General features: G+C 57.1%; 23 protein-coding genes. 12 read left to right on the top strand and 11 right to left on the bottom strand.

The features are described from left to right. Window positions 1–10 precede the first annotated feature (10 nt). The 5 genes from G6Q29_RS19270 to yihU are packed head-to-tail and all read right to left on the bottom strand — an operon-like array spanning window position 11 to window position 6,518. Window positions 11–1,393, bottom strand: coding sequence for an MFS transporter (locus G6Q29_RS19270; RefSeq protein ID WP_165466765.1), 1,383 nt, complete (start codon window positions 1,391–1,393; stop codon window positions 11–13). A gap of 45 nt (window positions 1,394–1,438) precedes the next feature. Continuing rightward, window positions 1,439–3,463 carry an alpha-glucosidase gene (locus G6Q29_RS19265; protein WP_165466764.1) on the bottom strand — a complete coding sequence of 675 codons (2,025 nt, stop codon included), beginning with the start codon at window positions 3,461–3,463 and terminating at the stop codon, window positions 1,439–1,441. Between the two features lie 16 nt (window positions 3,464–3,479). Continuing rightward, entirely contained in the window at window positions 3,480–4,721 is a 1,242-nt protein-coding gene (gene yihS, locus G6Q29_RS19260; RefSeq protein WP_165466763.1) for a sulfoquinovose isomerase, read from the bottom strand. Window positions 4,722–4,734: 13 nt separating this feature from the next. Further along, a complete protein-coding gene (gene yihT / locus G6Q29_RS19255) occupies window positions 4,735–5,610 on the bottom strand; it encodes a sulfofructosephosphate aldolase (protein WP_165466762.1) in 876 nt (291 codons plus the stop codon). Between the two features lie 17 nt (window positions 5,611–5,627). After that, complete coding sequence (gene yihU, locus G6Q29_RS19250; RefSeq protein WP_165466761.1) at window positions 5,628–6,518, bottom strand: sulfolactaldehyde 3-reductase; 891 nt, start codon at window positions 6,516–6,518, stop codon at window positions 5,628–5,630. 155 nt (window positions 6,519–6,673) lie between these two features. On the opposite strand from yihU, the gene G6Q29_RS19245 reads away from it, so the two are divergent. From G6Q29_RS19245 to nadS, 8 genes are all read left to right on the top strand, one after another. After that, window positions 6,674–7,570 (top strand): sugar kinase, encoded by an 897-nt coding sequence (locus tag G6Q29_RS19245; RefSeq protein WP_165466760.1) that lies wholly within the window; start codon window positions 6,674–6,676, stop codon window positions 7,568–7,570. Window positions 7,571–7,604: 34 nt separating this feature from the next. Next, the gene (locus G6Q29_RS19240; RefSeq protein ID WP_165466759.1) at window positions 7,605–8,405 is read left to right on the top strand and encodes a DeoR/GlpR family DNA-binding transcription regulator; all 801 of its coding nucleotides are present in this window, start codon (window positions 7,605–7,607) and stop codon (window positions 8,403–8,405) included. Between the two features lie 118 nt (window positions 8,406–8,523). Continuing rightward, window positions 8,524–9,123, top strand: a complete 600-nt coding sequence (gene yihX, locus G6Q29_RS19235; protein WP_165466758.1) for a glucose-1-phosphatase — start codon at window positions 8,524–8,526, stop codon at window positions 9,121–9,123. After that, on the top strand, window positions 9,117–9,998 hold the full coding sequence (locus G6Q29_RS19230; protein WP_165466757.1) for a virulence factor BrkB family protein: 882 nt from the start codon (window positions 9,117–9,119) through the stop codon (window positions 9,996–9,998). Before yihX ends, G6Q29_RS19230 begins: the two co-directional genes overlap by 7 nt. Continuing rightward, window positions 9,995–10,432: a D-aminoacyl-tRNA deacylase gene (dtd, locus tag G6Q29_RS19225; protein ID WP_006808716.1), complete on the top strand. Its 438-nt coding sequence runs from the start codon at window positions 9,995–9,997 to the stop codon at window positions 10,430–10,432. The genes G6Q29_RS19230 and dtd overlap by 4 nt, the downstream gene beginning before the upstream one ends. A 44-nt stretch (window positions 10,433–10,476) precedes the next feature. Next, window positions 10,477–11,418 (top strand): fatty acid biosynthesis protein FabY, encoded by a 942-nt coding sequence (fabY, locus tag G6Q29_RS19220; RefSeq protein WP_165466756.1) that lies wholly within the window; start codon window positions 10,477–10,479, stop codon window positions 11,416–11,418. A 397-nt stretch (window positions 11,419–11,815) separates the two neighbouring features. Next, entirely contained in the window at window positions 11,816–12,127 is a 312-nt protein-coding gene (locus G6Q29_RS19215; protein ID WP_165466755.1) for a type II toxin-antitoxin system RelE/ParE family toxin, read from the top strand. After that, entirely contained in the window at window positions 12,128–12,418 is a 291-nt protein-coding gene (gene nadS / locus G6Q29_RS19210; protein ID WP_165466754.1) for a NadS family protein, read from the top strand. Window positions 12,419–12,459: 41 nt separating this feature from the next. Here nadS and fdhE read toward each other — a convergent pair whose 3' ends face one another. Genes fdhE through fdnG form a run of 4 tightly spaced genes read right to left on the bottom strand, consistent with a single transcriptional unit; the run spans window position 12,460 to window position 17,983 of the window. Beyond that, a complete protein-coding gene (gene fdhE / locus G6Q29_RS19205; RefSeq protein ID WP_165466753.1) occupies window positions 12,460–13,389 on the bottom strand; it encodes a formate dehydrogenase accessory protein FdhE in 930 nt (309 codons plus the stop codon). Beyond that, complete coding sequence (fdoI, locus tag G6Q29_RS19200) at window positions 13,386–14,021, bottom strand: formate dehydrogenase cytochrome b556 subunit (RefSeq protein WP_008501832.1); 636 nt, start codon at window positions 14,019–14,021, stop codon at window positions 13,386–13,388. Before fdoI ends, fdhE begins: the two co-directional genes overlap by 4 nt. After that, window positions 14,018–14,920 carry a formate dehydrogenase subunit beta gene (gene fdxH / locus G6Q29_RS19195; RefSeq protein ID WP_003861960.1) on the bottom strand — a complete coding sequence of 301 codons (903 nt, stop codon included), beginning with the start codon at window positions 14,918–14,920 and terminating at the stop codon, window positions 14,018–14,020. Before fdxH ends, fdoI begins: the two co-directional genes overlap by 4 nt. A 12-nt stretch (window positions 14,921–14,932) precedes the next feature. Beyond that, a complete protein-coding gene (gene fdnG, locus G6Q29_RS19190; RefSeq protein WP_165466752.1) occupies window positions 14,933–17,983 on the bottom strand; it encodes a formate dehydrogenase-N subunit alpha in 3,051 nt (1,016 codons plus the stop codon). Between the two features lie 371 nt (window positions 17,984–18,354). On the opposite strand from fdnG, the gene fdhD reads away from it, so the two are divergent. After that, window positions 18,355–19,191, top strand: a complete 837-nt coding sequence (gene fdhD, locus G6Q29_RS19185) for a formate dehydrogenase accessory sulfurtransferase FdhD (RefSeq protein ID WP_165466751.1) — start codon at window positions 18,355–18,357, stop codon at window positions 19,189–19,191. A 115-nt stretch (window positions 19,192–19,306) separates the two neighbouring features. Continuing rightward, entirely contained in the window at window positions 19,307–19,519 is a 213-nt protein-coding gene (locus G6Q29_RS19180) for a DUF1471 domain-containing protein (protein ID WP_006808708.1), read from the top strand. Between the two features lie 40 nt (window positions 19,520–19,559). On the opposite strand, the gene G6Q29_RS19175 is transcribed toward G6Q29_RS19180, so the two are convergent. Further along, on the bottom strand, window positions 19,560–19,883 hold the full coding sequence (locus G6Q29_RS19175) for an AzlD domain-containing protein (protein WP_003861969.1): 324 nt from the start codon (window positions 19,881–19,883) through the stop codon (window positions 19,560–19,562). Continuing rightward, window positions 19,883–20,542, bottom strand: a complete 660-nt coding sequence (locus G6Q29_RS19170) for an AzlC family ABC transporter permease (RefSeq protein ID WP_165466750.1) — start codon at window positions 20,540–20,542, stop codon at window positions 19,883–19,885. The genes G6Q29_RS19175 and G6Q29_RS19170 overlap by 1 nt, the downstream gene beginning before the upstream one ends. A gap of 102 nt (window positions 20,543–20,644) precedes the next feature. On the opposite strand from G6Q29_RS19170, the gene G6Q29_RS19165 reads away from it, so the two are divergent. Next, window positions 20,645–21,193, top strand: coding sequence for a helix-turn-helix domain-containing protein (locus G6Q29_RS19165; protein WP_003861973.1), 549 nt, complete (start codon window positions 20,645–20,647; stop codon window positions 21,191–21,193). Between the two features lie 17 nt (window positions 21,194–21,210). Next, window positions 21,211–22,206 carry a LacI family DNA-binding transcriptional regulator gene (locus G6Q29_RS19160; protein WP_165466749.1) on the top strand — a complete coding sequence of 332 codons (996 nt, stop codon included), beginning with the start codon at window positions 21,211–21,213 and terminating at the stop codon, window positions 22,204–22,206. Window positions 22,207–22,291 lie beyond the last annotated feature (85 nt).

The raw sequence follows: 22,291 nt of genomic DNA, 5'->3' as shown, positions 1-22,291 counted from the left end.
ATCTCGTCATTTATGCCGTACGTTTGCGCAGTTCAATTTCTTCCACGATGCGCACATACATCTTCTCGTTGAGGTTGTAGAAGCAGCCCATCGCCACGATGGTGATAACCGCCAGCAGGCTCGGGTAGATAAATATCAGCTGCCGCAGCCCTTCAACCGTGCCGGCGGATTGCACCACGTTGGGCACATAGCCGATCTGCGTCAGCATGATCCCCGGGAAGAAGCCCGCCAGCGCCTGGGATACCTTACGGAAGAAGGTAAAGCCGGTATAGACCGTCCCCTCGGAGCGCACGCCGGTGCGCCACTCGCCATACTCCACGGTATCGGAGACCAGCGCCCAGTTCAGGCTGTTCACGAACGCGGAACCGAAAAACGCCAGGCAGGAGAACGCCACGAAACTCACCGAGCCGCCGCCGAAGAAGTAGTTGAGCAGGTCGCCTGCCACCCAAATCGTCAGCCCGCTGATGTAAACCTTTTTCTTGCCGAAACGCCGCACCGCGCCGGGCATCATAAAGACGCCGATAAAAATACAGCCCATGCTGAAGAAGCCCATATACGACAGCAGGATCGGGTCGTTCAGCACGTATTGCGTGTAGTAGACCTGGATGGCGAGTTTGACGTTAAAAGCACCCAGCGTGCACAGGTTAGCGATGCACAGGATAAACAGCGGACGGTTCCCGGCGATGGCGCGAAACGACTGCAACAGCCCCGGTTTCTGCGTCGGGTTAGCAGGCTGCGTCTCGACGTAACGCTCGGTAACGCCCTTATAGCACCACCACATAAAGAACAGCCCGAACAGCGAAAACAGGGTCGCGGCAAAGATGTAGCCAAGCTGGTCGTTACCTTCAATCAGGTTCATCACCGGGACAAAGCCGACGGTACAGAGCAGCAGGCCAAGCGTGGCGCCGCCCTGACGCCACGCGGCCAGCGAGGCGCGCTCGTCCGGGTTTTTGGTAATGGCGGGCACCATCGCGCCGTAAGAACAGTTCATCATGCTGAAGAACAGGCCGTACAGCATAAACAACACGGTTGCCATCACCGTTTTGCCGGTTACCTCAAACGGTGTGCCGACGAAGTTGGCAATCGCCAGCAGGGTCACCGGGAACGCCGCGTACAGCACGAACGGGCGGAATTTCCCTTTCGGGCCGATTTTGCGCCGGGAGTCGAGCATGATCCCGGTGCCCATGTCGGTGAAGGCGGTAAAAAACTTCGCAATCAGGAAGATGATCCCACCGTAGGTGCCAGGCAGCCCCAGCACGTCGGTGTAAAACTTCAGCAGATACAGCGTGCCGATATCCAGCAGGATGTTAGAGCCGAGGTCGCCCATCCCGTAGGCGAGTTTTTCTTTAAACGGCAGGCGTAGGGTTGCCGGATCGGAAGTATGTTGACTCATTATTGTTCTCCGTCTGCCCGCAGGTTTCCCTGCGGGCGAGCCTTATCAAATATGACGTAAGGTGCTAAACAGATCTGCCCATTCGCTGTGCTGGCGATAGAACACCGGCGGCTTGCCGAGCGGGGCATCAACGGTCACGTCACCGCCAAGGCAGGTTTCGCCGGTCCACGCATTGACCCAGGTGTCCTGCGGCAGATAGAGCGACCAGTCGCGGCGTCCCTCTTCATGAACCGGCGCCACCAGCAGATCGCGGCCAAACAGGTACTGGTATTTCAGCGTGTAGGCGCGCGCGTCGTCCTCGTAGTGCAGGAACAGCGGGCGCATCACCGGCAGGCCGCTTTTGGCGTTCTGCGCGACGGCGGCTTTGATATACGGCTTCAGCGTGGTGAAGACGGTGGTCATGCGCGCGAAGTGCGCGATGGTTTCCGCATCGCCATCAAACTGCCAGTTATCGCCAGGACGGTTCCCTTCGTGGGTACGCATCATCGGCGTAAAAGCACTGAAATCGCACCAGCGCAGCAGCAGCTCTTTGCTGCGCTTCATCTCGAACAGGGTGGTATACCCGCCGATATCGCTGTGGTGCAGGCCATGCCCGGTCATCGCCAGAGAGAGCGCAGCCGGCACCACGGATGCCAGACCGTCGTCAAGGCTCCAGTCGACGTTCTGATCCCCTGCCCACATCATCACCGAGTGCTTCTGGCTACCGGTGTAGCCCGCGCGCATGAAGAACAGGATTTCGCCGAGCTTACCGGTCTCCTCCAGCGCCTCGTAGTTACACTTCGCCCACAGGGCAGGCCAGGCGTTATGCATAATCTCCGCGCTAACGCCGTTGTGCAGGAAAGTATCGGTCGGCAGGTATTCCCCGAAATCGGCCATCCAGCCGCCGCAGCCCAGTTCGATCAGATTCTTTTTGATGACCTCTTTGTACCAGTCATAGGCTTCAGGATTGGTCAGGTCGATAACGCCTGCGTAGAACTCGCCGAACTCGACGTGGTAGTCCTTGCCGTCGGCATCTTTGGTCAGATAGCCGCGCTTCGCCGCCTCTTCGCAGAGGTCTCTGTCGCTGGCGACGTACGGGTTGATGTAGGAGAGGAACTGCACGCCTTCCTGTTTCCATTGTGGAATACGCTCGTCGAGCTGTGGATACAGGTCGCTGTTCCACTTCCAGTTCCACATCACGCGTTTGCCGAAGGAGGTCATGCGAATGCCGGACCAGTCCTGCGCCCAGATGCCGTTCACCTTCACGCCGCCTTTGCGCATGACGTCGAGCTTCTGCTGGCAGACCTCGGTGCCGCCCTGAATACCCAGCGTCACGCCGTCGTAAACCCAGTCAGGCAGTTCAGGCTGGCGCCCCAGCAGGCCGGTGAGTTTTTCCAGCAGATCGACATACGTTTCGGCACAATCGAAGCGCAGCGTGGCGTTATCTTCCCAGAACGCCAGCTCGTGGAAGTCCGGCGCGCTGAAGTCAAAGTTCATATAGCAGCTGTTGTCCACGTGGCAGAAATACTTCTGGGTGCTCACGAAGGTGGGCTGCGGGAAGAAGGTCCAGTAGTAATCGCCGCCCGCGTTCTCTTTGCAGTCGGCCTGCCAGGTGACGTAGGTTTGCTTGTTACGGCCCACGCCCTGTTCGCTGGTCCATAGCGGGAACGGCTTGCCGCGCAGATCGAAATAAGAGAACTGCTCGCCGCAGCCGTAAATGTGATCTTCAGGCTGGGCCGCCAGCCGCAGCCAGATGCGGTTATGGCGGGTGGCATCGTTTTTAAGCTTCAGCTCCAGACGGCCTTCGGCATCGACGCCCACCAGCAGCGTCGCGCTCACCGCATCGCCACGGGTAAAGCGGATCGCCCAGCCCGCGCTTTGCTGCGTGACGGTTGCGTCCGTCAGCGCGATCTTTTCGTTCAGTTTGTCCTTGATGCTGAAATTGCCGCGAAACATCTCGATATCCGCCTCACCTGCGCCAATCCACAGGCAGGGAGCATCCGCAGAGTGGGACAAAATCAGGTGGTTTTCCCAGCTGAGGGTGAAACCATTTTCATTATTTTTCAGATTTATATTGTGTAGGGTACGCATAAAAACTCCGTCTTTATTATTTGGCCAGGCTATCCAGTAATCCGGCGGCTACGGCAGGGGCTAAGCCCGGCGCCAGCGGCAGGCGGGGGATCACCAGGCAGTGCAGCAGATGGTAAATATCCTGCTTGCCGTCCCAGACTTTGGTGGTCACTTCGTTATTGGTATCCAGCTCCTGCCACCAGGAACCGTTCTCGTAGTCCATCAGGTACTTGATGCAGTAGTCCCACCACTTCTGATACCAGGCTTCGTACTGCGCCTCGCCAGTGACCGTATACAGCGCGTACGCCGTGCCCATGGCCTCGACGATTGGCCAGCGCACGCGTTCACGGACAATAGGCTTGCCGTCCCAGCCTACGGAGTAGACGAAACCATCGGCCCCGTCCGGTGCCCAGGCGTCGCGGATGGTGGCGTGGAACAGTCCTTTCGCATCGTCCAGCAGCCACTCCGGCGGGGTTTCAAAACGGGCTTCCAGCGCGGCGCGCAGGTGCAACATCAGGCGGCCCCACTCAATCCAGTGGCCCGGCGTACCGCCGTAGGCGCGGAAGCGATGGGCAGGATTGTCGATGTTGTAATCGCGGATTGGATTCCAGTTCGTGTCGAAGTGTTCGTTAACGCGGTACTCCCCTTTGCGCGCCACGTCGTGAATAATCACCGAGGCGATGCGCAGGGCGCGGTCGAGCCACTTGCGGTCGTGCGTGACGTCATAGACGATCAGGAAGGCTTCCACGGCGTGCATGTTGGCGTTGCCGCCGCGATAATCTTCGGTTTTGCTAAAGGCCTCGTCCCAGGATTCGAGGCACATTTGTTCTTCCTCGCTCCAGAAATAGCGCTCGATCACCTCAATCGCATCGTCCAGCAGTTTGCGGGCCGCCGGGTGGCCAGTGGTGACGGCACTTGCCGCGCCCAGCAGCACAAAGAAGTGCTGATAGCCCTGCTTGGAGGCGTCGATCGCGCCTTCATCGTTAACACAGGCGTACCAGCCGCCGTGCTGTTTGTCGCGCAGCGGGCCGTTGAGGGCATTAATGCCGTGCTCAACCAGGGCATACGCCCCGGGGCGACCCATATTGGCGGCCACTGCATACACGTGCAGCATGCGGGCGGTGATCCACAGATGCGTGCCCATATCGCTACGCACCTGGCCGTTATTGCCCAGCCAGCCGAAGCCGGTCGGCACGGCGGCGTTTTTACCGAAATCGAAAATACGGTCGGTCTCTTGTTCGAGCCAGCGGTTATGGCTCAGGGTGTTAAACCATTTCATGTTCGGTTCCTTCTTAGCGGCGAGCCATCATTTCGTCGACGATCTCACCCAGACGCTGTAGTTTTGGCACAGAGACGTCGCGCAGCATCATTTCAGTATCCGGCAGCCCCACCACGGACGACCACACGGCGCGACCGGCTAAAAAGCCTGACGCGCCCGCTTGCATGGCAACCTGCACCGCGCGCGGGAAGAGCTTGTCATCCACGCCGGAAGAGAGGATCACCCACGGCATATTGATTTCCTCGTTCAGCTTTTGCGAGGCGGCCAGCAGTTCCTGCTGCGTACCTTTACCGAACAGCGGCATCTCCACTTTGTAGAGGTCGGCACCGCTATCGCCCAGCTCTTTGGCCGCATCGATAATCGCCTGCTCGCGGTCAAACGCGGCGCCGCGGCGCGGTGGACGCACCACCGGCTCGATAATGCTCAGCAGCCCGTTGTCGTGGCACAGCGTATTGAACGCCTTCACCATCTCCAGGCGCTGCTGCGGATCTTCATCGCTGCGCCACAGCACCAGCAGCTTCAGCGCCTTGCCGCCATCGCGTTTGACCGCCTGCGCGTCGACGTTCTTGTCGATCACCACGCTGTCGACCGGAATACCGTTCCCCGGAATAAACTCGTCGGCTGCCACAATCATCGCGCAGCTTTTGGCCACGGCCTGCTGCTCGACAATCTGGCGATAGCAGAAGTGCTGGTCGACGAGGATCGCCGAGGCGTACGGCGACAGAATTTTTGCCGCGTTGACCTTAAAATCCGTCAGGTGCTGGTCGGTTACCGGCACCGGCGCGCCTGCGGCTGCAAACATCAGGCGCATTGCTTCACGCTGATCCACAGCCAGCATCGCAAAACCGCCGGAAGGTCGGGTGATATCTTTCAGGGTGTACATCGTCATTCCTCAGTCCTTTTGTATCAGTGTGATTTTTTCAGCCCGGCAGAAGCGCGAACCTGTTCAAGAATGGCTGTCCAGTCTTCGCGCCCGCGCCCGGCGGCGCGTGCCTGGTTGTAAACTTCGCGGGAGGCGGCACCCAGCGGCATCGGGACGTGGAGCTGGTTGGCCACGTCGAGGGCGATCCCCAGATCCTTATGTGCAAGGTCGATCATGAAGGCGGGAGAAAGATCCCCTTTCAGCACCTTGTTCGGCCAGGATGTCGTGAAGTGGCCTTTACCCGCAGGTGTGCCGCTCATAACCTTGAGCGCCACGTCAAAGGAGAGGCCAAGCGCTTCGCACAGCACGGCGGCCTCGGCGGAAAGGGCATTCAGGGCGATACTCATGTAGTTATTGATGAGCTTCACGCGGATGCCCATGCCCGGCCCGCCGGCGTTAATCAGCTCATTGCCCATTGCCATTAATACGGGGGTGGCGCGCTCAACCTGCGACACCGTCCCGCCTGCGAGCAGGAGCAGCGTGCCGGCAATGGCATGGTCAGAGGTGCGTCCGACGGGCACGTCCATCAGACTGAAGCCACGCTCAGCCATGTCGCGGATCAGGGCATCGGTTTGCAGCGGGTGAATGGTGGACATATCAATCACCAGCGCGTCGCGGGATAACCCTTCGCACACGCCGTGCTCGCCGAACAGCACGCTGCGCACCAGGTCGCCGTTTGGCAGCATAGTGATCACGAATTCGGCATCCGTTGCGGCCTGAGCGGGCGTTGCCGCCGCCCGAGCGCCGCTATCAACCAGCGCCTGAACCGCCTGCGGGTTTACATCAAAAACGTTAAGCTGGTGGCCCTGTTTCAACAGATTTTTCGCCATTGGCGCGCCCATCTGTCCTAAGCCGATAAATGCGATTGCTGACATGCCTCTCTCCTGTCACATCGTGTCAATTTTTGCGCGTTTGTGGTGTCTGTTTTTGATCGTATTTGTAATTTATAGTCAAAAAATTGACACGGGTCACTTTTTAAACATTTGGTGAAATTAAAATGAAGGCATCAGAAATCGCAGAAGGAATCACCATGACTCGCATCGTTTGTGTCGGCATTACCGTGCTGGATCGCATCTGGTATCTCGATGATTTACCGAAGGAAGGTGGGAAATATGTCGCGAAAGACTATACGGAAGTGGGGGGCGGCCCCGCGGCTACTGCGGCGGTGGCTGCCGCGAAACTGGGCGCGAAAGTGGATTTTATTGGCCGGGTGGGGGACGACGATACCGGCAGACGGCTGCTCGCGGAGCTGGAATCCCTGGGGGTGAACACCCGCTACACGCGCATATTTAACGGTGCCCGATCGTCACAATCTGCGGTGCTGGTGGATGCCAGCGGGGAGCGCGTAATTGCGAACTACCCCAGCCCCGACCTGCCTGCGGCGGCAGACTGGCTGCATGAAATCGATTTCTCCCAGTGGGACATTGTCTTAGCCGACGTGCGCTGGCATGACGGGGCAAAACAGGCATTTACCCTGGCCCGCCAGCAGGGCGTACCGACATTGCTGGATGCGGATGTTACCCCGCAGGATATCACGGAGCTGATCGCCTTAAGCGATCACGCGGCCTTCTCCGCGCCGGGACTGCGGCGTTTAACGCAGCGGGATGAAACCGAAGGCGCGCTGAAAAAAGCACAAATGCTCACAAATGGACATGTGTACGTTACGCAGGGACGGGACGGCTGCTTCTGGCTGGAAAGCGGCAGGGTATGTCATCAGCCTGGCTTTGAGGTTGAGGTTGTTGATACAACAGGAGCGGGTGACGTTTTCCACGGTGCGCTGGCGGTTAGTCTGGCGCAGCAAGCGTCCGCCACTGACGCGGTGCGTTTTGCCAGCGCCGTCGCAGCCCTGAAATGTACCAGGCCCGGCGGGCGCGCGGGTATACCCGACTGTGATCAAACCCGCTCTTTTTTGTCACTTTTTGTATAAAATGCGGGGCGTGATGGTTTTCAGAGGACAGCCCATGAGCCTTACCGAACTGACCGGCAACCCGCGTCACGATCAGCTGCTGACGCTGATTGCCGATCGCGGCTATATGAACATTGATGAACTGGCACAACTGCTGGATGTGTCGACGCAAACCGTGCGCCGGGATATTCGCAAGCTCAGCGAGCAGGGGCTGATCACGCGTCATCATGGCGGTGCGGGCAGGGCATCCAGCGTGGTCAACACCGCGTTCGAGCAGCGAGAAGTCTCGCTGACTGAAGAGAAACGGGCGATTGCCGAAGCGATTGCGGACTATATCCCCGACGGTTCGACCATCTTTATCACTATCGGGACGACCGTGGAACACGTTGCGCGGGCGCTGCTTAACCATAATCATCTGCGCATCATCACCAATAGTCTGCGGGTGGCGCATATTCTGTATAAAAATCCGCGCTTTGAAGTGATGGTTCCGGGCGGCACGCTGCGCCCGCACAACGGCGGCATTATCGGCCCGGCGGCAACGGCGTTTGTGTCTGGCTTCCGGGCGGACTACCTCGTGACCAGCGTCGGGGCCATTGAACACGACGGTGCGATGATGGAATTTGATGTTAACGAAGCCAGCGTGGTGAAAACCATGCTTGCCCACTCCCGGCATATTTTACTGGCAGCCGATCATACGAAATATCACGCCTCCGCGGCGGTTGAAATTGGCAACGTGGCGCAGGCCACGGCGCTTTTCACCGATGAGTTGCCCGGCTCGGCGCTGCAAAATCACCTCAAATGCAGCAAGGTCGAAGTTGTCGAAGTCAATTTCGGAGAAGATCAGCAAGCTGGCTGATCGTCTTATGGCCCGATATTGCGATTCGGGCCTTTCCTTTCTCTAAGCTGAATCTGGCGCATAGCTAAAGTTTCTCTTTCCCGCTACAGTTAGTTTTCCACGGCGAAAGGAGATAAACATGCTTTATATCTTTGACTTAGGAAATGTAATCGTCGATATCGATTTTAACCGGGTGCTGGGCGCATGGAGCGATTTTAGCCGTGTTCCGCTGGCGACGTTAAAGCAGAATTTTGCGATGGGTGAGACTTTCCATCTGCACGAGCGCGGTGAGATCAGCGACGAAGCGTTTGCAGAGCGTTTCTGCCAGGAAATGGGTCTCTCGTTAAGCTACGAGCAGTTTTCTCATGGCTGGCAGGCCATATTTGTCGCGATCCGCCCGGAAGTGATCGACATCATGCATAAGCTGCGCGCGCAGGGGCATCGCGTTGTTGTGCTATCAAATACGAACCGCCTGCATACCACCTTCTGGCCGGATGAATACCCGGAAATCCACGCGGCGGCAGATAAAGTGTATCTTTCCCAGGAGATGGGGATGCGTAAACCTGAGGCGCGCATCTATCAGGCGGTATTGCAGGAAGAAGGATTGACGGCGGCGGATGCGGTCTTTTTTGACGATAACGCCGATAATATAGAGGGAGCTAACCAGTTGGGCATCACCTCCATTCTGGTGACCGGAAAAGAGACGATACCGAACTACTTCGTGAAGCAGTTATGCTAAAAACCGTTCATCAAAAAGCCAATCATCATACGCGTCCGCTTAGGGCGTGGCTGAAACTCCTCTGGCATCGCATTGATGAGGACAACATGACCACGCTGGCGGGCAATCTCGCTTACGTATCGTTGCTCTCGCTGGTTCCGCTGGTGGCAGTGATTTTTGCGCTTTTTTCGGCGTTTCCGATGTTCGCCGATGTGAGCATGCAGCTTCGCCATTTCGTCTTTGCGAACTTTATTCCTGCCACCGGCGATGTGATCCAGAATTACATTGAACAGTTTGTCGCCAACTCCAGCAAGATGACGGCGGTAGGGGCGTGTGGGCTTATTGTTACCGCGCTGCTGCTGATGTACTCCATCGACAGCGCGCTCAACACCATCTGGCGGAGCAAAAAAGTCCGGCCGAAAGTTTACTCCTTTGCCGTCTACTGGATGATTTTAACCCTTGGCCCATTGCTGGCGGGGGCAAGCCTGGCGATCAGCTCTTACCTTCTTTCGCTGCGCTGGGCGACCGACTTAAACAGCGTGATCGATAACGTGCTGCGTATCTTCCCGCTGATTTTATCGTGGCTCTCCTTCTGGCTGCTCTATAGCGTGGTGCCAACCACGCGCGTACCCAACCGGGATGCCGTGGTGGGTGCGCTGATAGCGGCGTTGCTCTTTGAGCTGGGCAAGAAAGGATTCGCGCTTTATATCACCATGTTCCCCTCATATCAGCTGATTTACGGCGTGCTGGCGGTGATCCCCATTTTGTTTGTCTGGGTCTACTGGACGTGGTGTATCGTCTTGCTTGGCGCCGAAATAACTGTCACTCTCGGGGTCTACCGGGAACTCAAAAAAGCAGCAGAAGCTGAAAAACGACAAGAAGCAGACCAACCATGATTGCATTGATTCAGCGCGTAACCCGTGCCAGCGTCACCGTGGAGGGAGAGGTGACGGGTGAAATTGGCCCAGGACTTTTGGTGCTCCTGGGTGTCGAAAAGGATGATGACGAACAAAAAGCCAACCGCCTGTGCGAGCGCGTGCTGGGCTACCGGATTTTCAGCGATGCGGAAGGCAAGATGAACCTGAACGTTCAGCAGGCTGGCGGCAGCGTGCTGGTGGTCTCCCAGTTTACGCTGGCCGCCGATACCGAACGCGGCATGCGCCCGAGTTTTTCAAAAGGCGCGGCGCCGGATCGCGCAGAAGCCCTTTACGAGTACTTTGTTGAGCGCTGTCGCCAACAGGACATGAATACACAAACCGGACGATTCGCTGCGGATATGCAGGTATCGCTGGTGAACGATGGCCCCGTCACATTCTGGCTCCAGGTATGAGCCAACTGGCGGCATGGCCGCGGGTAACAAGAGAGAGTACAGCTATGTATCACCTTCGAGTACCGCAAACTGAAGAAGAATTAGACGCTTATTACCATTTCCGCTGGGAAATGCTGCGCAAGCCACTGCATCAGCCGAAAGGCTCTGAACGCGACGCCTGGGACGCGATGGCGCATCACCAGATGGTAGTGGATGAAGAGGGCAACCTCGTAGCCGTGGGACGTCTGTATATCAATGCCGACAACGAAGCCTCTATCCGCTTTATGGCCGTTCACCCCTCCGTACAGGACAAAGGCCTCGGAACGCTGATGGCGATGACGCTGGAATCCGTTGCCCGTCAGGAAGGGGTTAAGCGCGTCACCTGTAGCGCCCGCGAAGATGCCGTTGAGTTCTTTGCCAAGCTCGGTTTCGTGAATCAGGGGGAAATCACTGCCCCGCAAACTACGCCGATTCGTCACTTTTTGATGATCAAACCCATCGCCACCCTGGACGATATTCTCCATCGCGCCGACTGGTGCGGGCAGCTCCAGCAGGCGTGGTATCAGCACATTCCGCTCAGTGAAAAAATGGGTGTGCGTATTCAGCAATATACCGGTCAAAAATTCATTACCACCATGCCGGAAACCGGCAACCAGAACCCGCACCATACCCTGTTTGCCGGCAGCCTGTTTTCACTCGCCACGCTCACCGGCTGGGGGCTGATCTGGCTGATGCTGCGCGAGCGCCATCTTGGCGGCACTATTATTCTTGCCGATGCCCATATTCGTTACAGCGCGCCGATCAGCGGCAAGCCGAGCGCGGTGGCCGACCTGGGCGCACTGGGCGGCGATCTCGACCGCCTGGCGCGTGGACGTAAAGCACGCGTGCAGATGCAGGTTGAGCTGTTTGGCGATGATACGCCTGGCGCGGTGTTTGAAGGCACCTATATCGTTCTGCCTGCGAAGCCGTATGGCGCGTATGAAGAGGGTGGGAACGAGGAGGAGTAGCGTTGCTACTCTAAATGTAATAAAGGAACCCTTTGCTGATGCAAAATGCGGATGACAAAAATGGGTCATCCGCATAAAGAGAGAATATGGCATGCTGCCCGTAATCATGTGGGTGAGCACCGTCAATCAGGTTTTGACCATCCCTGCCCATCAACTCAGTTACGCTTTTTCCTTGCCGCTATCTCTTGCAGCGTTAACGACCTTTCTCTGATCTTCATCCCTTCTTCTGCGGAATATTTGGTTGGATTTTAAGTTCTGGAAAAAGGCTCGAAGAAACCTACTGCACTCAATGAAATAAATGGATTAGTAGCCGAAACCTTAATAACGTAACTCTCATAGGGGTACGTCATTGACGTACGTTTGATATTTGCTACTATAAGCCAATGGCGTATGTTTTATGCTTTTCATTGAAACGGATATCTTCACAGAAGACGTCAAAACGTTACTGGATGACGACGAATACCATAAGCTTCAGGTTTTCCTGGCTACGCAACCTGATTATGGCGTTCTGATCCAGAACACGGGAGGCTTACGAAAGATTCGTTGGCTTTCAGGCGGCAGGGGAAAACGCGGTGGTGTAAGAGTTATCTATTTTCATCGTACGCGCGAGTTTGAAATCAGGATGCTGCTCATCTATCGCAAAGGGATTAAAGATGACCTGTCCACGGAGGAGAAAGCCATTCTGAAAAAGATGATAGAGAGGTGGTAAATGGATAAGGCGTTGTTTGAGCGGTTAACCCAAAGCATTGGGCAAATGAACGAGATTGCCGAGGGCCAACGCGAGCCGTCGCGTACCTTTCAAATCGATGCGATGAAAATAAAAGAAATTCGTCAGGCATCCGGGTTGTCGCAGAGTAAATTCGCGACCTTAATCTCTGTCAGCGTTGATACATTGCGTAACTGGGAACAAGGCAGACGCTCACCTACAGGTCCGGCTAAAGCGCTGTTGCGCGCGATTGCTAACGACCCTCAACATGTCATCCCTGCGCTATCGCAGTAATTAGCCCGGTTGCACTGAGGCTCACCGGGCCTTTATGGAGATTACTCCCCTTCACCCGGGAACAGGAACGGGTTGATCGAGCTGCGGGCAAAGCCCTCCTGCTCCATCTTCGCGTCCAGAATCAGCGAGGCGAGATCGTCGGCCACGGCTTCGACTTTCGGGTCTTTTTCCTGATACAGAATCTTCAGGTAGGTCCCGCAGTCGCCGCAGCTTTCTGCTTTCACCGCCGCTTCTTCATTTTCCAGCGACCAGTAGTTCAGATCGCGGGTCTGCTCGCAGTTGCTGCACTTCACGCGCACCACGTGCCACTCGGTTTCACACAGGTTGCAGTGCAGATAGCGCAGCCCCTGCGTTGTACCAATCTGTACCATGCTGGAGACCGGCATTGAACCACACACCGGACAGAACTGGCGCGCTTCGCCGTATTCGGCGCGGGCTTTGCCTGGGATCAGGCTCGCCATTTGCGCCCAGTAAAGAGACAGCGCAGCCCAGATGAACGGCGCTTTATCGCTGCTCACCAGCGAGAAGTCGGAGGCAAACAGCGCGTTCGCCATCTCTTCCAGCTCCTGATCGGAGGCTTTTTCCAGGTTCTCAATGACCGCCAGCGCCGTGCCGCTCATCTCCGGCTTCAGCTCGGCGATCAGGGAATACAGTAGCTTATGCCAGTGTTTGTCGCGCGGCAGGACGTGAATATCCAGCGGCGGTTTGCCCTGCTCGTTGGCTTCTTTGATGCGTGCGGTCAGGTCCATTTGTAGCGGATGGTCGTACAGCACCACTTCCTGCGCGTGGGCGACAAGCGCGGCAAAACGCAGAAAATCGCCCAGCGGGTTGTTCTCTGCCAGCTCGCGCAGACGCTCCGCGCGGCGGTTGTAGAGGTTCTTGAGTCTGGGGAATAACAACGGCGGAATATACTCCGCCGTACGTTTCTCGCTCGACCCCAGCTCATCTTGCGGGATTATGCGAATACTCATTCAGATGACTTTTCCTGTTTCTGGCGGACTTCACGGTACCAGCGCGGGTGATGTTTCTTCGCCCACGTACTGGTTACCCAGCCTTCCACCATCGCGGTAATGGTGCCTTTCACCCAGAGGGCGGCGTAAATATGCACCATGATAACCACAATTAACGCCACTGCGGCAAATGAATGCAGCATCAGCGCGAATCGGATCACCGGGATTGAGAAAGCAGGCGCAAAGTACGGACGCCAGATGATCACGCCGCTGACCAGCAACAGGACCAGGAAGATAATCGCCGCCCAGAATACGCATTTCTGGCCGAAGTTATAACGCCCGGTATCACCTACTTCCTCGTTGACGACGATCTTACGAATATTCTTCGCCCAAAAGATATCATCCCGATTGATTAGGTTATGGTGCCAGTATCGGAAAAACATGATGATAAACGACGCGAACATGATGACGCCAACAAACGGGTGCAGTATACGCGCCAGCTGCGGTGTCCCCATGATCTGCATCAGCCAGTTGAAGGACGGGAAGAAGAACCCCAGCCCGCTTATCGCCGCCAGCATGAAGCAGAAGGCGGTGACCCAGTGGTTGATGCGTTCCGGCGCGGTGTAGCGCACGATGGTGTCACGTTTTCTCATTTGCGCACCTCGTCTTTCTCTTCATGCAGGTTGTCGTCTTCCTCTTCCGCACGGTTCGGACCGACGCCGACGTAGTGGAAGATGCTCGCTGCGAAGGTGGCAGCAAAGCCCACCGCGGCCAGCGGTTTCCAGATGCCTTTCCAGAACTTCACCGTGGCGCTGATTTCCGGGTTCTCCGGCAGGCCGTGGTACAGATTCGGCTTGTCGGCGTGGTGCAGCACGTACATCACGTGCGTACCGCCAACCCCGGCCGGATCGTACAGGCCAGCGTTGTCGTAACCGCGGGTTTTCAGCTCGCCCACGCGCTCTGCCGCCAGCGTTTTCATATCCTCTTTAGAGCCAAAATGAATGGCGCCGGTTGGACAGGTCTTCACGCAGGCTGGCTCCTGGCCGACGTTAACGCGGTCTACGCACAGCGTGCATTTGTAGACGCGGTTGTCTTCCGGGTTCATGCGCGGCACGTCAAACGGACAGCCCGCGATGCAGTAGCCGCAGCCAATGCACTGCTCGGACTGGAAGTCGACGATGCCGTTGGCATACTGAATGATAGCCCCTTCTGACGGACACGCCTTCAGGCAGCCCGGATCCGCACAGTGCATACAGCCGTCTTTGCGGATAAGCCATTCCAGTTTGTCGTTCTGCTCCACTTCCGAGAAACGCATTACCGTCCAGGACTTGGCGGTCAGGTCCGCCGGGTTGTCGTACACCCCGACGTTGTGACCCACTTCGTCACGGATGTCGTTCCACTCTGAACAGGCCACCTGACAGGCTTTACAGCCGATACAGGTGGTCACGTCGATAAGCTTCGCCACTTCCTGCTGGTGATCCCGCGCCTGAGGCGCGGGCGTGAAACCGTTAGTCGCGGAACGACGGATAATGTCTTGAGATTGATAAGCCATAGGTCGTCTCCGTTACACCTTTTCCACGTTCACGAGGAAGGCCTTAAACTCCGGCGTCTGCGTGTTCGCATCACCGACGAACGGCGTCAGGGTGTTCGCAATGAACCCTTTTTTCGCCACGCCCTCATAACCCCAGTGAATTGGAATACCGATGGTATCCACCTGCTGTCCGTGAACGTTCAGCGTGCGAATACGCTTGGTCACCACCGCCTTGGCTTTAATGTAGCCGCGGTTAGAGGAGACCTTCACGGTATCGCCATGGGCGATGCCGAGTTTGTTCGCCAGCTTCTCGCCGATCTCCACAAACTGTTCCGGCTGCGCGATGGCGTTAAGCAGCGCGTGCTTGGTCCAGTAGTGGAAGTGCTCGGTCAGACGGTAAGTGGTGCCGACATACGGGAACTTGTCCTTTTTACCCAGCGCTTCAAAATCGCCCTTGAAGATACGGGCTGCCGGGTTAGAGACCACGTTCGGGTGCAGCGGGTTAGTACCCAGCGGCGTTTCAAACGGCTCGTAGTGTTCCGGGAACGGCCCTTCCGCCATCTTGTCGATAGCAAACAGACGTCCCATCCCTTCAGGCTGCATGATAAACGGCCCGACATCGCTGCCCGGAGGCGCGGTGCTGTAGTCAGGAATATCCACGCCACCCCATTTCGCGCCGTCCCACTTCAGCAGCTGACGCTTCGGATCCCACGGGTTGCCCTGCGGGTCAGCGGAGGCACGGTTATAAAGAATGCGGCGGTTCAGCGGCCAGGACCATGCCCAGCCCAGCGTATTGCCCAGCCCTGACGGGTCGGCATTATCGCGGTTGGCCATCTGGTTGCCTTTCGGCGTCCAGCTACCGGCGAAGATCCAACAGCCGCTTGACGTTGTACCGTCATCGCGCAGATGGGCGAAGGTACTGAGCTGATCGCCTTTCTTCGCCAGCACCGCACCGGTCGCCGGGTCGATAACGTCCGCCAGCGCCTTACCGTTGCTCTCCATCGCCACTTCTTCCGGAGACGGATTCTCTGGCGTCGAGTAGTTCCAGGTCATGTTCAGCACCGGCTCAGGGGTTACGCCGCCTTCAGACGCGTACATTTTACGCAGGCGTAAGAAGATGCCGGCCAGGATCTCGCCGTCGTTCAGGGCGATGCCCGGGGCGTCCGCGCCTTTCCAGTGCCACTGCAACCAGCGGCCAGAGTTGACGATAGACCCGTTCTCTTCCGCGAAGCAGGTTGACGGCAGACGGAACACTTCGGTTTGAATCTTCGACGGATCGACGTCGTTCGACTCACCGTGGTTCTGCCAGAACGTCGACGTTTCGGTATTGAGCGGGTCAATCGTCACCAGGAACTTCAGCTTCGACAGAGACTCAACAACCTTGTTCTTGTTCGGGAACGACGCCACCGGGTTAAAGCCCTGGCAGATATAGCCGTTGACCTGGCCCTGGTGCATCATCTCGAAATACTGAAGCACGTCGTAGCCTTTGTCCCACTTCGGCAGCCAGTCAAAGCCCCAGCTGTTTTCCGCCGTCGCTTTGTCACCGAAGAAGGCCTTCATCATTGAGACGAAGAACTTCGGATAGTTGCCCCAGTAGTTCACCTGGCCTTCGAGCAGCGGTTTTGGCGTGCTGGCCGTGAGGTAGGTTTGCAGGTCGGTCTGTTTTTCGCTTGGCAGGTTCATATAACCCGTCAGGCTTTGCGACAGCAGGCCGAGGTCGGTCAGACCCTGAATGTTGGAGTGACCGCGCAGGGCGTTCACGCCGCCACCGGCCATCCCCATGTTGCCGAGCAGGAGCTGAACCATCGCCATGGTGCGGATGTTCTGCGCGCCAATGGAGTGCTGCGTCCAGCCGAGCGCATACAGGAACGACGCGGTTTTGTCTTTCGCGCTGGTTTCCGCAATCAGCTCGCACACCTTCAGGAAGTCCGCCTTCGGCGTACCGCAGATGTTTTCGACAACCTCCGGCGTGTAGCGGGAGACGTGCTCTTTCAGCAGGTTCCACACGCAGCGCGGATGTTGCAGGGTGGTATCGCGCTTCGCAAAGCCGTTTTCATCCAGCTCGTAGTTCCAGCTGGTTTTGTCGTATTTGCGTTTTTCGGCGTCGTAACCGCTGAACAGGCCATCTTCGAAGCTGTAATCCTCACGCACGATCAGGCTGGCGTTGGTATAGGCTTCGGTGTACTCGCGGTTATATTTTTCGTTGCTCATCAGGTACAGCAATACGCCTGACAGGAAAGTGATGTCAGTACCTGAACGAATAGGGGTGTAGAAATCCGCCACTGACGCCGTACGCGTAAAGCGGGGATCGATCACAATCAGTTTCGCACCGTTGTGGATTTTGGCTTCCATCGCCCAGCGGAACCCGACAGGGTGCGCTTCAGCGGCGTTACCGCCCATCACCACAATAAGGTTGGCGTTCTTGATGTCGACCCAGTGGTTGGTCATCGCACCGCGACCAAATGTTGGAGCAAGACTTGCTACCGTTGGTCCGTGTCAGACACGCGCCTGGTTGTCGACCGCGAGCATACCGAGTGCGCGCGTAAATTTCTGGGTTAAATAGCCGGTTTCGTTACTGGACGCTGAAGCACACAGCATGCCGGTGGAGAGCCAACGGTTAACGGTGGTGCCTTCGGCATTCTGCGCGATGAAGTTGGCATCGCGGTCTTCTTTCATCAGCTTAGCGATGCGATCGAACGCTTCTTCCCAGCTGATTTGCTGCCATTTGTCAGAGCCGGGAGCGCGATACTCAGGAAACTTCAGGCGGCTTTCGGAGTGGATAAAATCTACCAGACCGGCCCCTTTCGGGCAGAGTGCACCACGGTTGACCGGGTGATCCGGATCGCCTTCGATGTGGAAAATAGATGCTTTGGCGTTTTTCGCACCGTCGCCGAGGCTATACATTAACAGCCCACAGCCGACGGAGCAGTACGTACAGGTGTTACGGGTTTCGCGGGTGCGCAGCAGTTTATACTGCCGTGTTTCCGCCAGCGCTACACCGGGCGCAAAGCCCAGTGCCGCCGCCGTGGTGCCTGCCATACCGCCAGCGCAGATCTTAAAGAACTGCCTTCTGCTGACCTGCATGGGTCACTCCTTGGTTCATTACGACATTGCTATGTAGTTTTACTCTGCGGTTGAGAATTAACCGCAAAGGAGAAAAATTTGCATTAATCCCTCATTTCTCCGAGGGATAAGCCCAGAATACCACAATGTCGGTACGCCTGTTCCAACGGCGTTAAAACAAAGTGAACGTATTATCACGGCATTGATTATAAAATGTGATATCAATCACATTTTACCCTACGCATGTTAAAGAGGTGTAGCAGACGACTGGTTGCACCCCTCCGGATTGAGTAGGAGAATGGTCGCTGAAAAATTGATCCATACTATGCGTAAGGCCTGCCGTTTGTGTTGCAATAGCAGGCTCACTTCCGTGGTTGTTCAGGAATACCGTTGTGTCTAAACAAAACCGTGCTACCCACGCGTCGCCACTGCCTGCGGGCACTGTGGAACTGTCGGTACACAGACCGCCTCACATTTCACATGCCACGCCAGATTTTCTGGCGGAAGAAGTCCCCGTTGCCCTGGTCTATAACGGGATTTCGCATGTGGTGATGATGGCCTCGCCGAAAGATCTTGAGCTGTTCGCCATTGGTTTTTCCCTCTCGGAAGGCATCATTGCGCATCCGCAGGAGATCTACGGCATGGACGTAGTTCATGCCTGTAATGGTCTTGAAGTGCAAATCGAACTCTCCAGCCGCCGCTTTATGGGGCTGAAAGAGCGCCGCCGGGCCCTGGCCGGACGTACCGGATGCGGCGTGTGCGGCGTTGAACAGCTTAACGATATCGGCAAACCGATTATCCCGCTGCCGTTCACCCAGACGTTCAATCTGGCGCACCTTGATCGGGCGCTTGAGCACCTGAACGACGTGCAGCCCATCGGCCAGCTCAGCGGCTGTACCCATGCGGCGGCATGGATATTGCCGTCGGGGAACATTACCGGCGGGCATGAGGACGTGGGCCGCCACGTCGCGCTGGACAAGCTGTTAGGCCGCCGCGCTCGGGAAAGCAGCGTCTGGCAGCAGGGCGCGGCGTTAGTCTCCAGCCGCGCCAGCTATGAGATGGTGCAAAAGTCCGCCATGTGCGGCGTGGAGATTCTGTTTGCGGTGTCAGCGGCAACCACGCTGGCGGTGGAGGTGGCGGAGCGCTGCAACCTGACGCTGGTGGGGTTCTGCAAGCCGGGAAGGGCGACAATTTATACCCATCCTCAGCGGCTAATAGTTGATCAGTAATTTTGAATGATTATGGCAAATCCTTCCGCTATCAGTTGGCCGTGATGAGGGCTATTATTTATCTCATCAAGGCACGGTGCCTTACCAAATCAACTTAACGAAAGGGTTTAAACACATGAACAGCATCAAAACTTTTGTCGCAGTAATCGCTCTGGCTACTTCTTTCGGTTCTTTTGCTGCGCAGACAGTGACCGCATCCTCCTCTACGCTGGACGGTGCTGAAGCTAAAATTGCCGCACAGGCTCAGGAAGCGGGCGCGTCATCCTACAAAATTACCCAGGCATTCACCGGTAACCGCGTACACATGACTGCTGAACTGAACAAATAATTCCGCTATACCGTCGAAAGAGCGCCCCTGGGGCGCTTTTTTAGTTTATACCCGCCAGACGCAGCAGTGCCGTCACCACCGCCGCCGCGACGATCACCACAATCAACGGCATTTTTCGCCAGGCCAAAAACACCGCGAACCCCACCCCCAGTACGCGCGCCATCCCGGCAAAATGGTCCCCTTCATAAAACGTTGTCGCCAGCGCGACGGAGAACAGCAAAACGGTAGCCGCATCGGAAAGCAACGCCTGCGATCGTTCAGAAAGCGCCAGCCGGTTGCCGAGCTTCGCTCCGCCAAGACGCATCAGGTAGGTTCCGGCAGAAAGAATGGCGATGCCGAGAATAAAAACCGTCATGTTTTCCATTATTTTTTCCTCGCAGCGAGACCGAGCAGAGAGAGCAGCACCGGCAGGCCAACCGGCGCAAACGGTACGGCGGCCAGCGACAGCACTGCGCCGCTACAGGCGCGGATCAGCGTGGTACGGTTTTTAAACGCTGGCACTACTAACGCCAGCAGGATCGCCGGGAACACCGCGTCCAGCCCGATGGTCTCCGGGTCCGGCAGCAGCTTACCGACCATCGCGCCCAGCACCGTCCCCAGCGGCCAGATGATTGCCACGCCAAGACCGCACAGCCAGTACGCCGCTTTACGCTGCTCGGCAGTTTTTTGCGACAGGCCAAACACCACGCTTTCATCGTTCATGATATGACAGCCCAGAAAGCTCAGGCCGCGCTTGCCCACCAGGTCACGCACCGTCACGCCGAAGGGCACATGGCGGGCATTAACCAGTAAACCGGCCGCGGCCGCCGCCAGCGGATTACCGCCGCTCGCCACGATGCCGATAAACATAAACTCGGACGCGCCTGCCAGCACCGTGAGGGAGAGGACAAACGGCACCCACAGTGGGAACCCGTAGGCCATCGCCAGCGAGCCGTAGGACATGCCGACCACGCCCACCGCGAGGCAGACCAGGACGATCGCTTTTATCGTGTCGCCTTTCAGGCAAGAGAGGTGATTCTTCATACCATTTTAGCCATATCGAACGTATTTCCATTATAATGAACGCATCAAAACCGTTTTACAAGGCGAACGATTCGTTCGATATAGAGAGGCAGAGGCCGTTTTATGACGCAGCCAATTAGCGTAATCGCCAAAAGTCTGGTGCGAGAACGCCTGCGAACCGGGCTTTCGCTGGCGGAAATTGCCCGCCGTGCCGGGATCGCCAAATCCACGCTTTCCCAACTGGAGTCTGGCAACGGCAATCCTAGCCTGGAAACGCTATGGTCGCTTTGCGTGGCGCTGGATATTCCGTTTGCCCGATTACTGGAGCCGCAACAACCCGTCACGCAGGTGATCCGCCGCGGCGAGGGCACAAAGGTTGTGGCCGGGCAGGCGAACTACGAGGCGATTTTGCTCGCGGCGTGTCCGCCGGGGGCGCGTCGTGATATCTATCTGCTGCTGACTCAGCCGGGGGCAGACCGTATTTCCCAGCCCCATCCGCCTGGGTCGGTTGAGCATATTATCGTGACTCAGGGGCGGGCGATGGTCGGTCTGATCGACGCGGCGGAAGAGCTCGGCCCGGGAGATTACATTTGCTACCCCGCTGACCAGCCGCATATCTTTAAGGCGCTGGAGCCCGATACGCACGCGCTGCTGGTGGCGGAACAAAACTAACGAAGATACGGAAAATCATGTCGCTTAAAGCCATTGCCAAAGAACTGGGGCTGTCTGTTACCACCGTCAGCCGCGCCCTCAACGGGTATGACGACGTTTCTGCTGAGACGCGCGCCCGCGTGGAAGCGGAGGCCCAGCGCCGTGGCTACCGTCCAAACACCTTTGCCCGCCGCCTGAAGATGGGCAAAATCGACGCCGTCGGACTGGTATTTCCGGTGCATCCTGTTCCGCTCAATAACAGCGTCTTTATGGACATGGTCGGCGAAATTAGCCACGAACTGGCGCGACATGAGATTGACCTGCTGCTCATCGCTGACGACGATCTGGCGGACAAACACAGCTATATGCGCATGGTGCAGAGCCGACGCGTGGATGCGCTGATAGTGGCGCATACGCTGGATCACGATCCGCGTCTTGAGCAGCTTCAGGCCGCCGGGTTCCCGTTCCTGGCGCTCGGCCGCAGCCAGCTCCCGCAGCCGTACGCATGGTTTGATTTCGACAACTATGCCGGTACGTATCAGGCCACCCGCTGGCTGATCGAGAAAGGCCATCAGCGCATTGCGCTGCTGGGTGAAAGCAACAACCAGGCATTTATTACCCAGCGTCGCCAGGGCTTCCTGGACGCGCTGCGGGAAGCCGGTCTTTCCAGCGAATGGCTGCGCGCCATGCCTCCTTCGCGCCGCGTGGGGTATGCCACCACGCAAGAACTTCTCTCCCTGCCGCAGCCGCCCACGGCCATCATTACCGACTGCAACACCCACGGCGACGGCGCAGCGATGGCTCTGGCGCAGATGGGGCGCTTAAGCGGTGAAAATGCCGTCTCGCTGGTGGTCTATGACGGTTTACCGCAGGACAGCATTGTCGATATCGACGTCGCGGCGGTGATCCAGTCTACCCGTCAAGGTGTCGGGAAACAGATTGCCGATATGGTGCGCCAGCTGATTAACGGCGACGACATCGACACGCTTCAGGTGCTCTGGCAGCCGGAATTCTCCCCAGGCCAGACGGCCTGATTACAGCAAAAATTCTAAACCCGATCACAGATCCGAAACGTTTTGGTTTATATCCGAAACGTTTCGGATCAACACTCAGGACATC

Origin of the sequence: Enterobacter cloacae (assembly GCF_011078175.1) — a bacterium.
In the GTDB taxonomy this organism is placed as follows: domain Bacteria; phylum Pseudomonadota; class Gammaproteobacteria; order Enterobacterales; family Enterobacteriaceae; genus Enterobacter; species Enterobacter cloacae_Q.
The sequence above is the reverse complement of the archived record's forward strand: the minus strand, read 5'-3'. Positions and strand labels throughout refer to the sequence as shown.

Bases quoted from the DNA above. Each gene is read 5' to 3' on its own strand.
- G6Q29_RS19270 (WP_165466765.1), bottom strand. From the start codon at position 1,393: ATGAGTCAACATACTTCCGATCCGGCAACCCTACGCCTGCCGTTTAAA.
- G6Q29_RS19265 (WP_165466764.1), bottom strand. From the start codon at position 3,463: ATGCGTACCCTACACAATATAAATCTGAAAAATAATGAAAATGGTTTC.
- yihS (WP_165466763.1), bottom strand. From the start codon at position 4,721: ATGAAATGGTTTAACACCCTGAGCCATAACCGCTGGCTCGAACAAGAG.
- yihT (WP_165466762.1), bottom strand. From the start codon at position 5,610: ATGACGATGTACACCCTGAAAGATATCACCCGACCTTCCGGCGGTTTT.
- yihU (WP_165466761.1), bottom strand. From the start codon at position 6,518: ATGTCAGCAATCGCATTTATCGGCTTAGGACAGATGGGCGCGCCAATG.
- G6Q29_RS19245 (WP_165466760.1), top strand. From the start codon at position 6,674: ATGACTCGCATCGTTTGTGTCGGCATTACCGTGCTGGATCGCATCTGG.
- G6Q29_RS19240 (WP_165466759.1), top strand. From the start codon at position 7,605: ATGAGCCTTACCGAACTGACCGGCAACCCGCGTCACGATCAGCTGCTG.
- yihX (WP_165466758.1), top strand. From the start codon at position 8,524: ATGCTTTATATCTTTGACTTAGGAAATGTAATCGTCGATATCGATTTT.
- G6Q29_RS19230 (WP_165466757.1), top strand. From the start codon at position 9,117: ATGCTAAAAACCGTTCATCAAAAAGCCAATCATCATACGCGTCCGCTT.
- dtd (WP_006808716.1), top strand. From the start codon at position 9,995: ATGATTGCATTGATTCAGCGCGTAACCCGTGCCAGCGTCACCGTGGAG.
- fabY (WP_165466756.1), top strand. From the start codon at position 10,477: ATGTATCACCTTCGAGTACCGCAAACTGAAGAAGAATTAGACGCTTAT.
- G6Q29_RS19215 (WP_165466755.1), top strand. From the start codon at position 11,816: ATGCTTTTCATTGAAACGGATATCTTCACAGAAGACGTCAAAACGTTA.
- nadS (WP_165466754.1), top strand. From the start codon at position 12,128: ATGGATAAGGCGTTGTTTGAGCGGTTAACCCAAAGCATTGGGCAAATG.
- fdhE (WP_165466753.1), bottom strand. From the start codon at position 13,389: ATGAGTATTCGCATAATCCCGCAAGATGAGCTGGGGTCGAGCGAGAAA.
- fdoI (WP_008501832.1), bottom strand. From the start codon at position 14,021: ATGAGAAAACGTGACACCATCGTGCGCTACACCGCGCCGGAACGCATC.
- fdxH (WP_003861960.1), bottom strand. From the start codon at position 14,920: ATGGCTTATCAATCTCAAGACATTATCCGTCGTTCCGCGACTAACGGT.
- G6Q29_RS19180 (WP_006808708.1), top strand. From the start codon at position 19,307: ATGAACAGCATCAAAACTTTTGTCGCAGTAATCGCTCTGGCTACTTCT.
- G6Q29_RS19175 (WP_003861969.1), bottom strand. From the start codon at position 19,883: ATGGAAAACATGACGGTTTTTATTCTCGGCATCGCCATTCTTTCTGCC.
- G6Q29_RS19170 (WP_165466750.1), bottom strand. From the start codon at position 20,542: ATGAAGAATCACCTCTCTTGCCTGAAAGGCGACACGATAAAAGCGATC.
- G6Q29_RS19165 (WP_003861973.1), top strand. From the start codon at position 20,645: ATGACGCAGCCAATTAGCGTAATCGCCAAAAGTCTGGTGCGAGAACGC.
- G6Q29_RS19160 (WP_165466749.1), top strand. From the start codon at position 21,211: ATGTCGCTTAAAGCCATTGCCAAAGAACTGGGGCTGTCTGTTACCACC.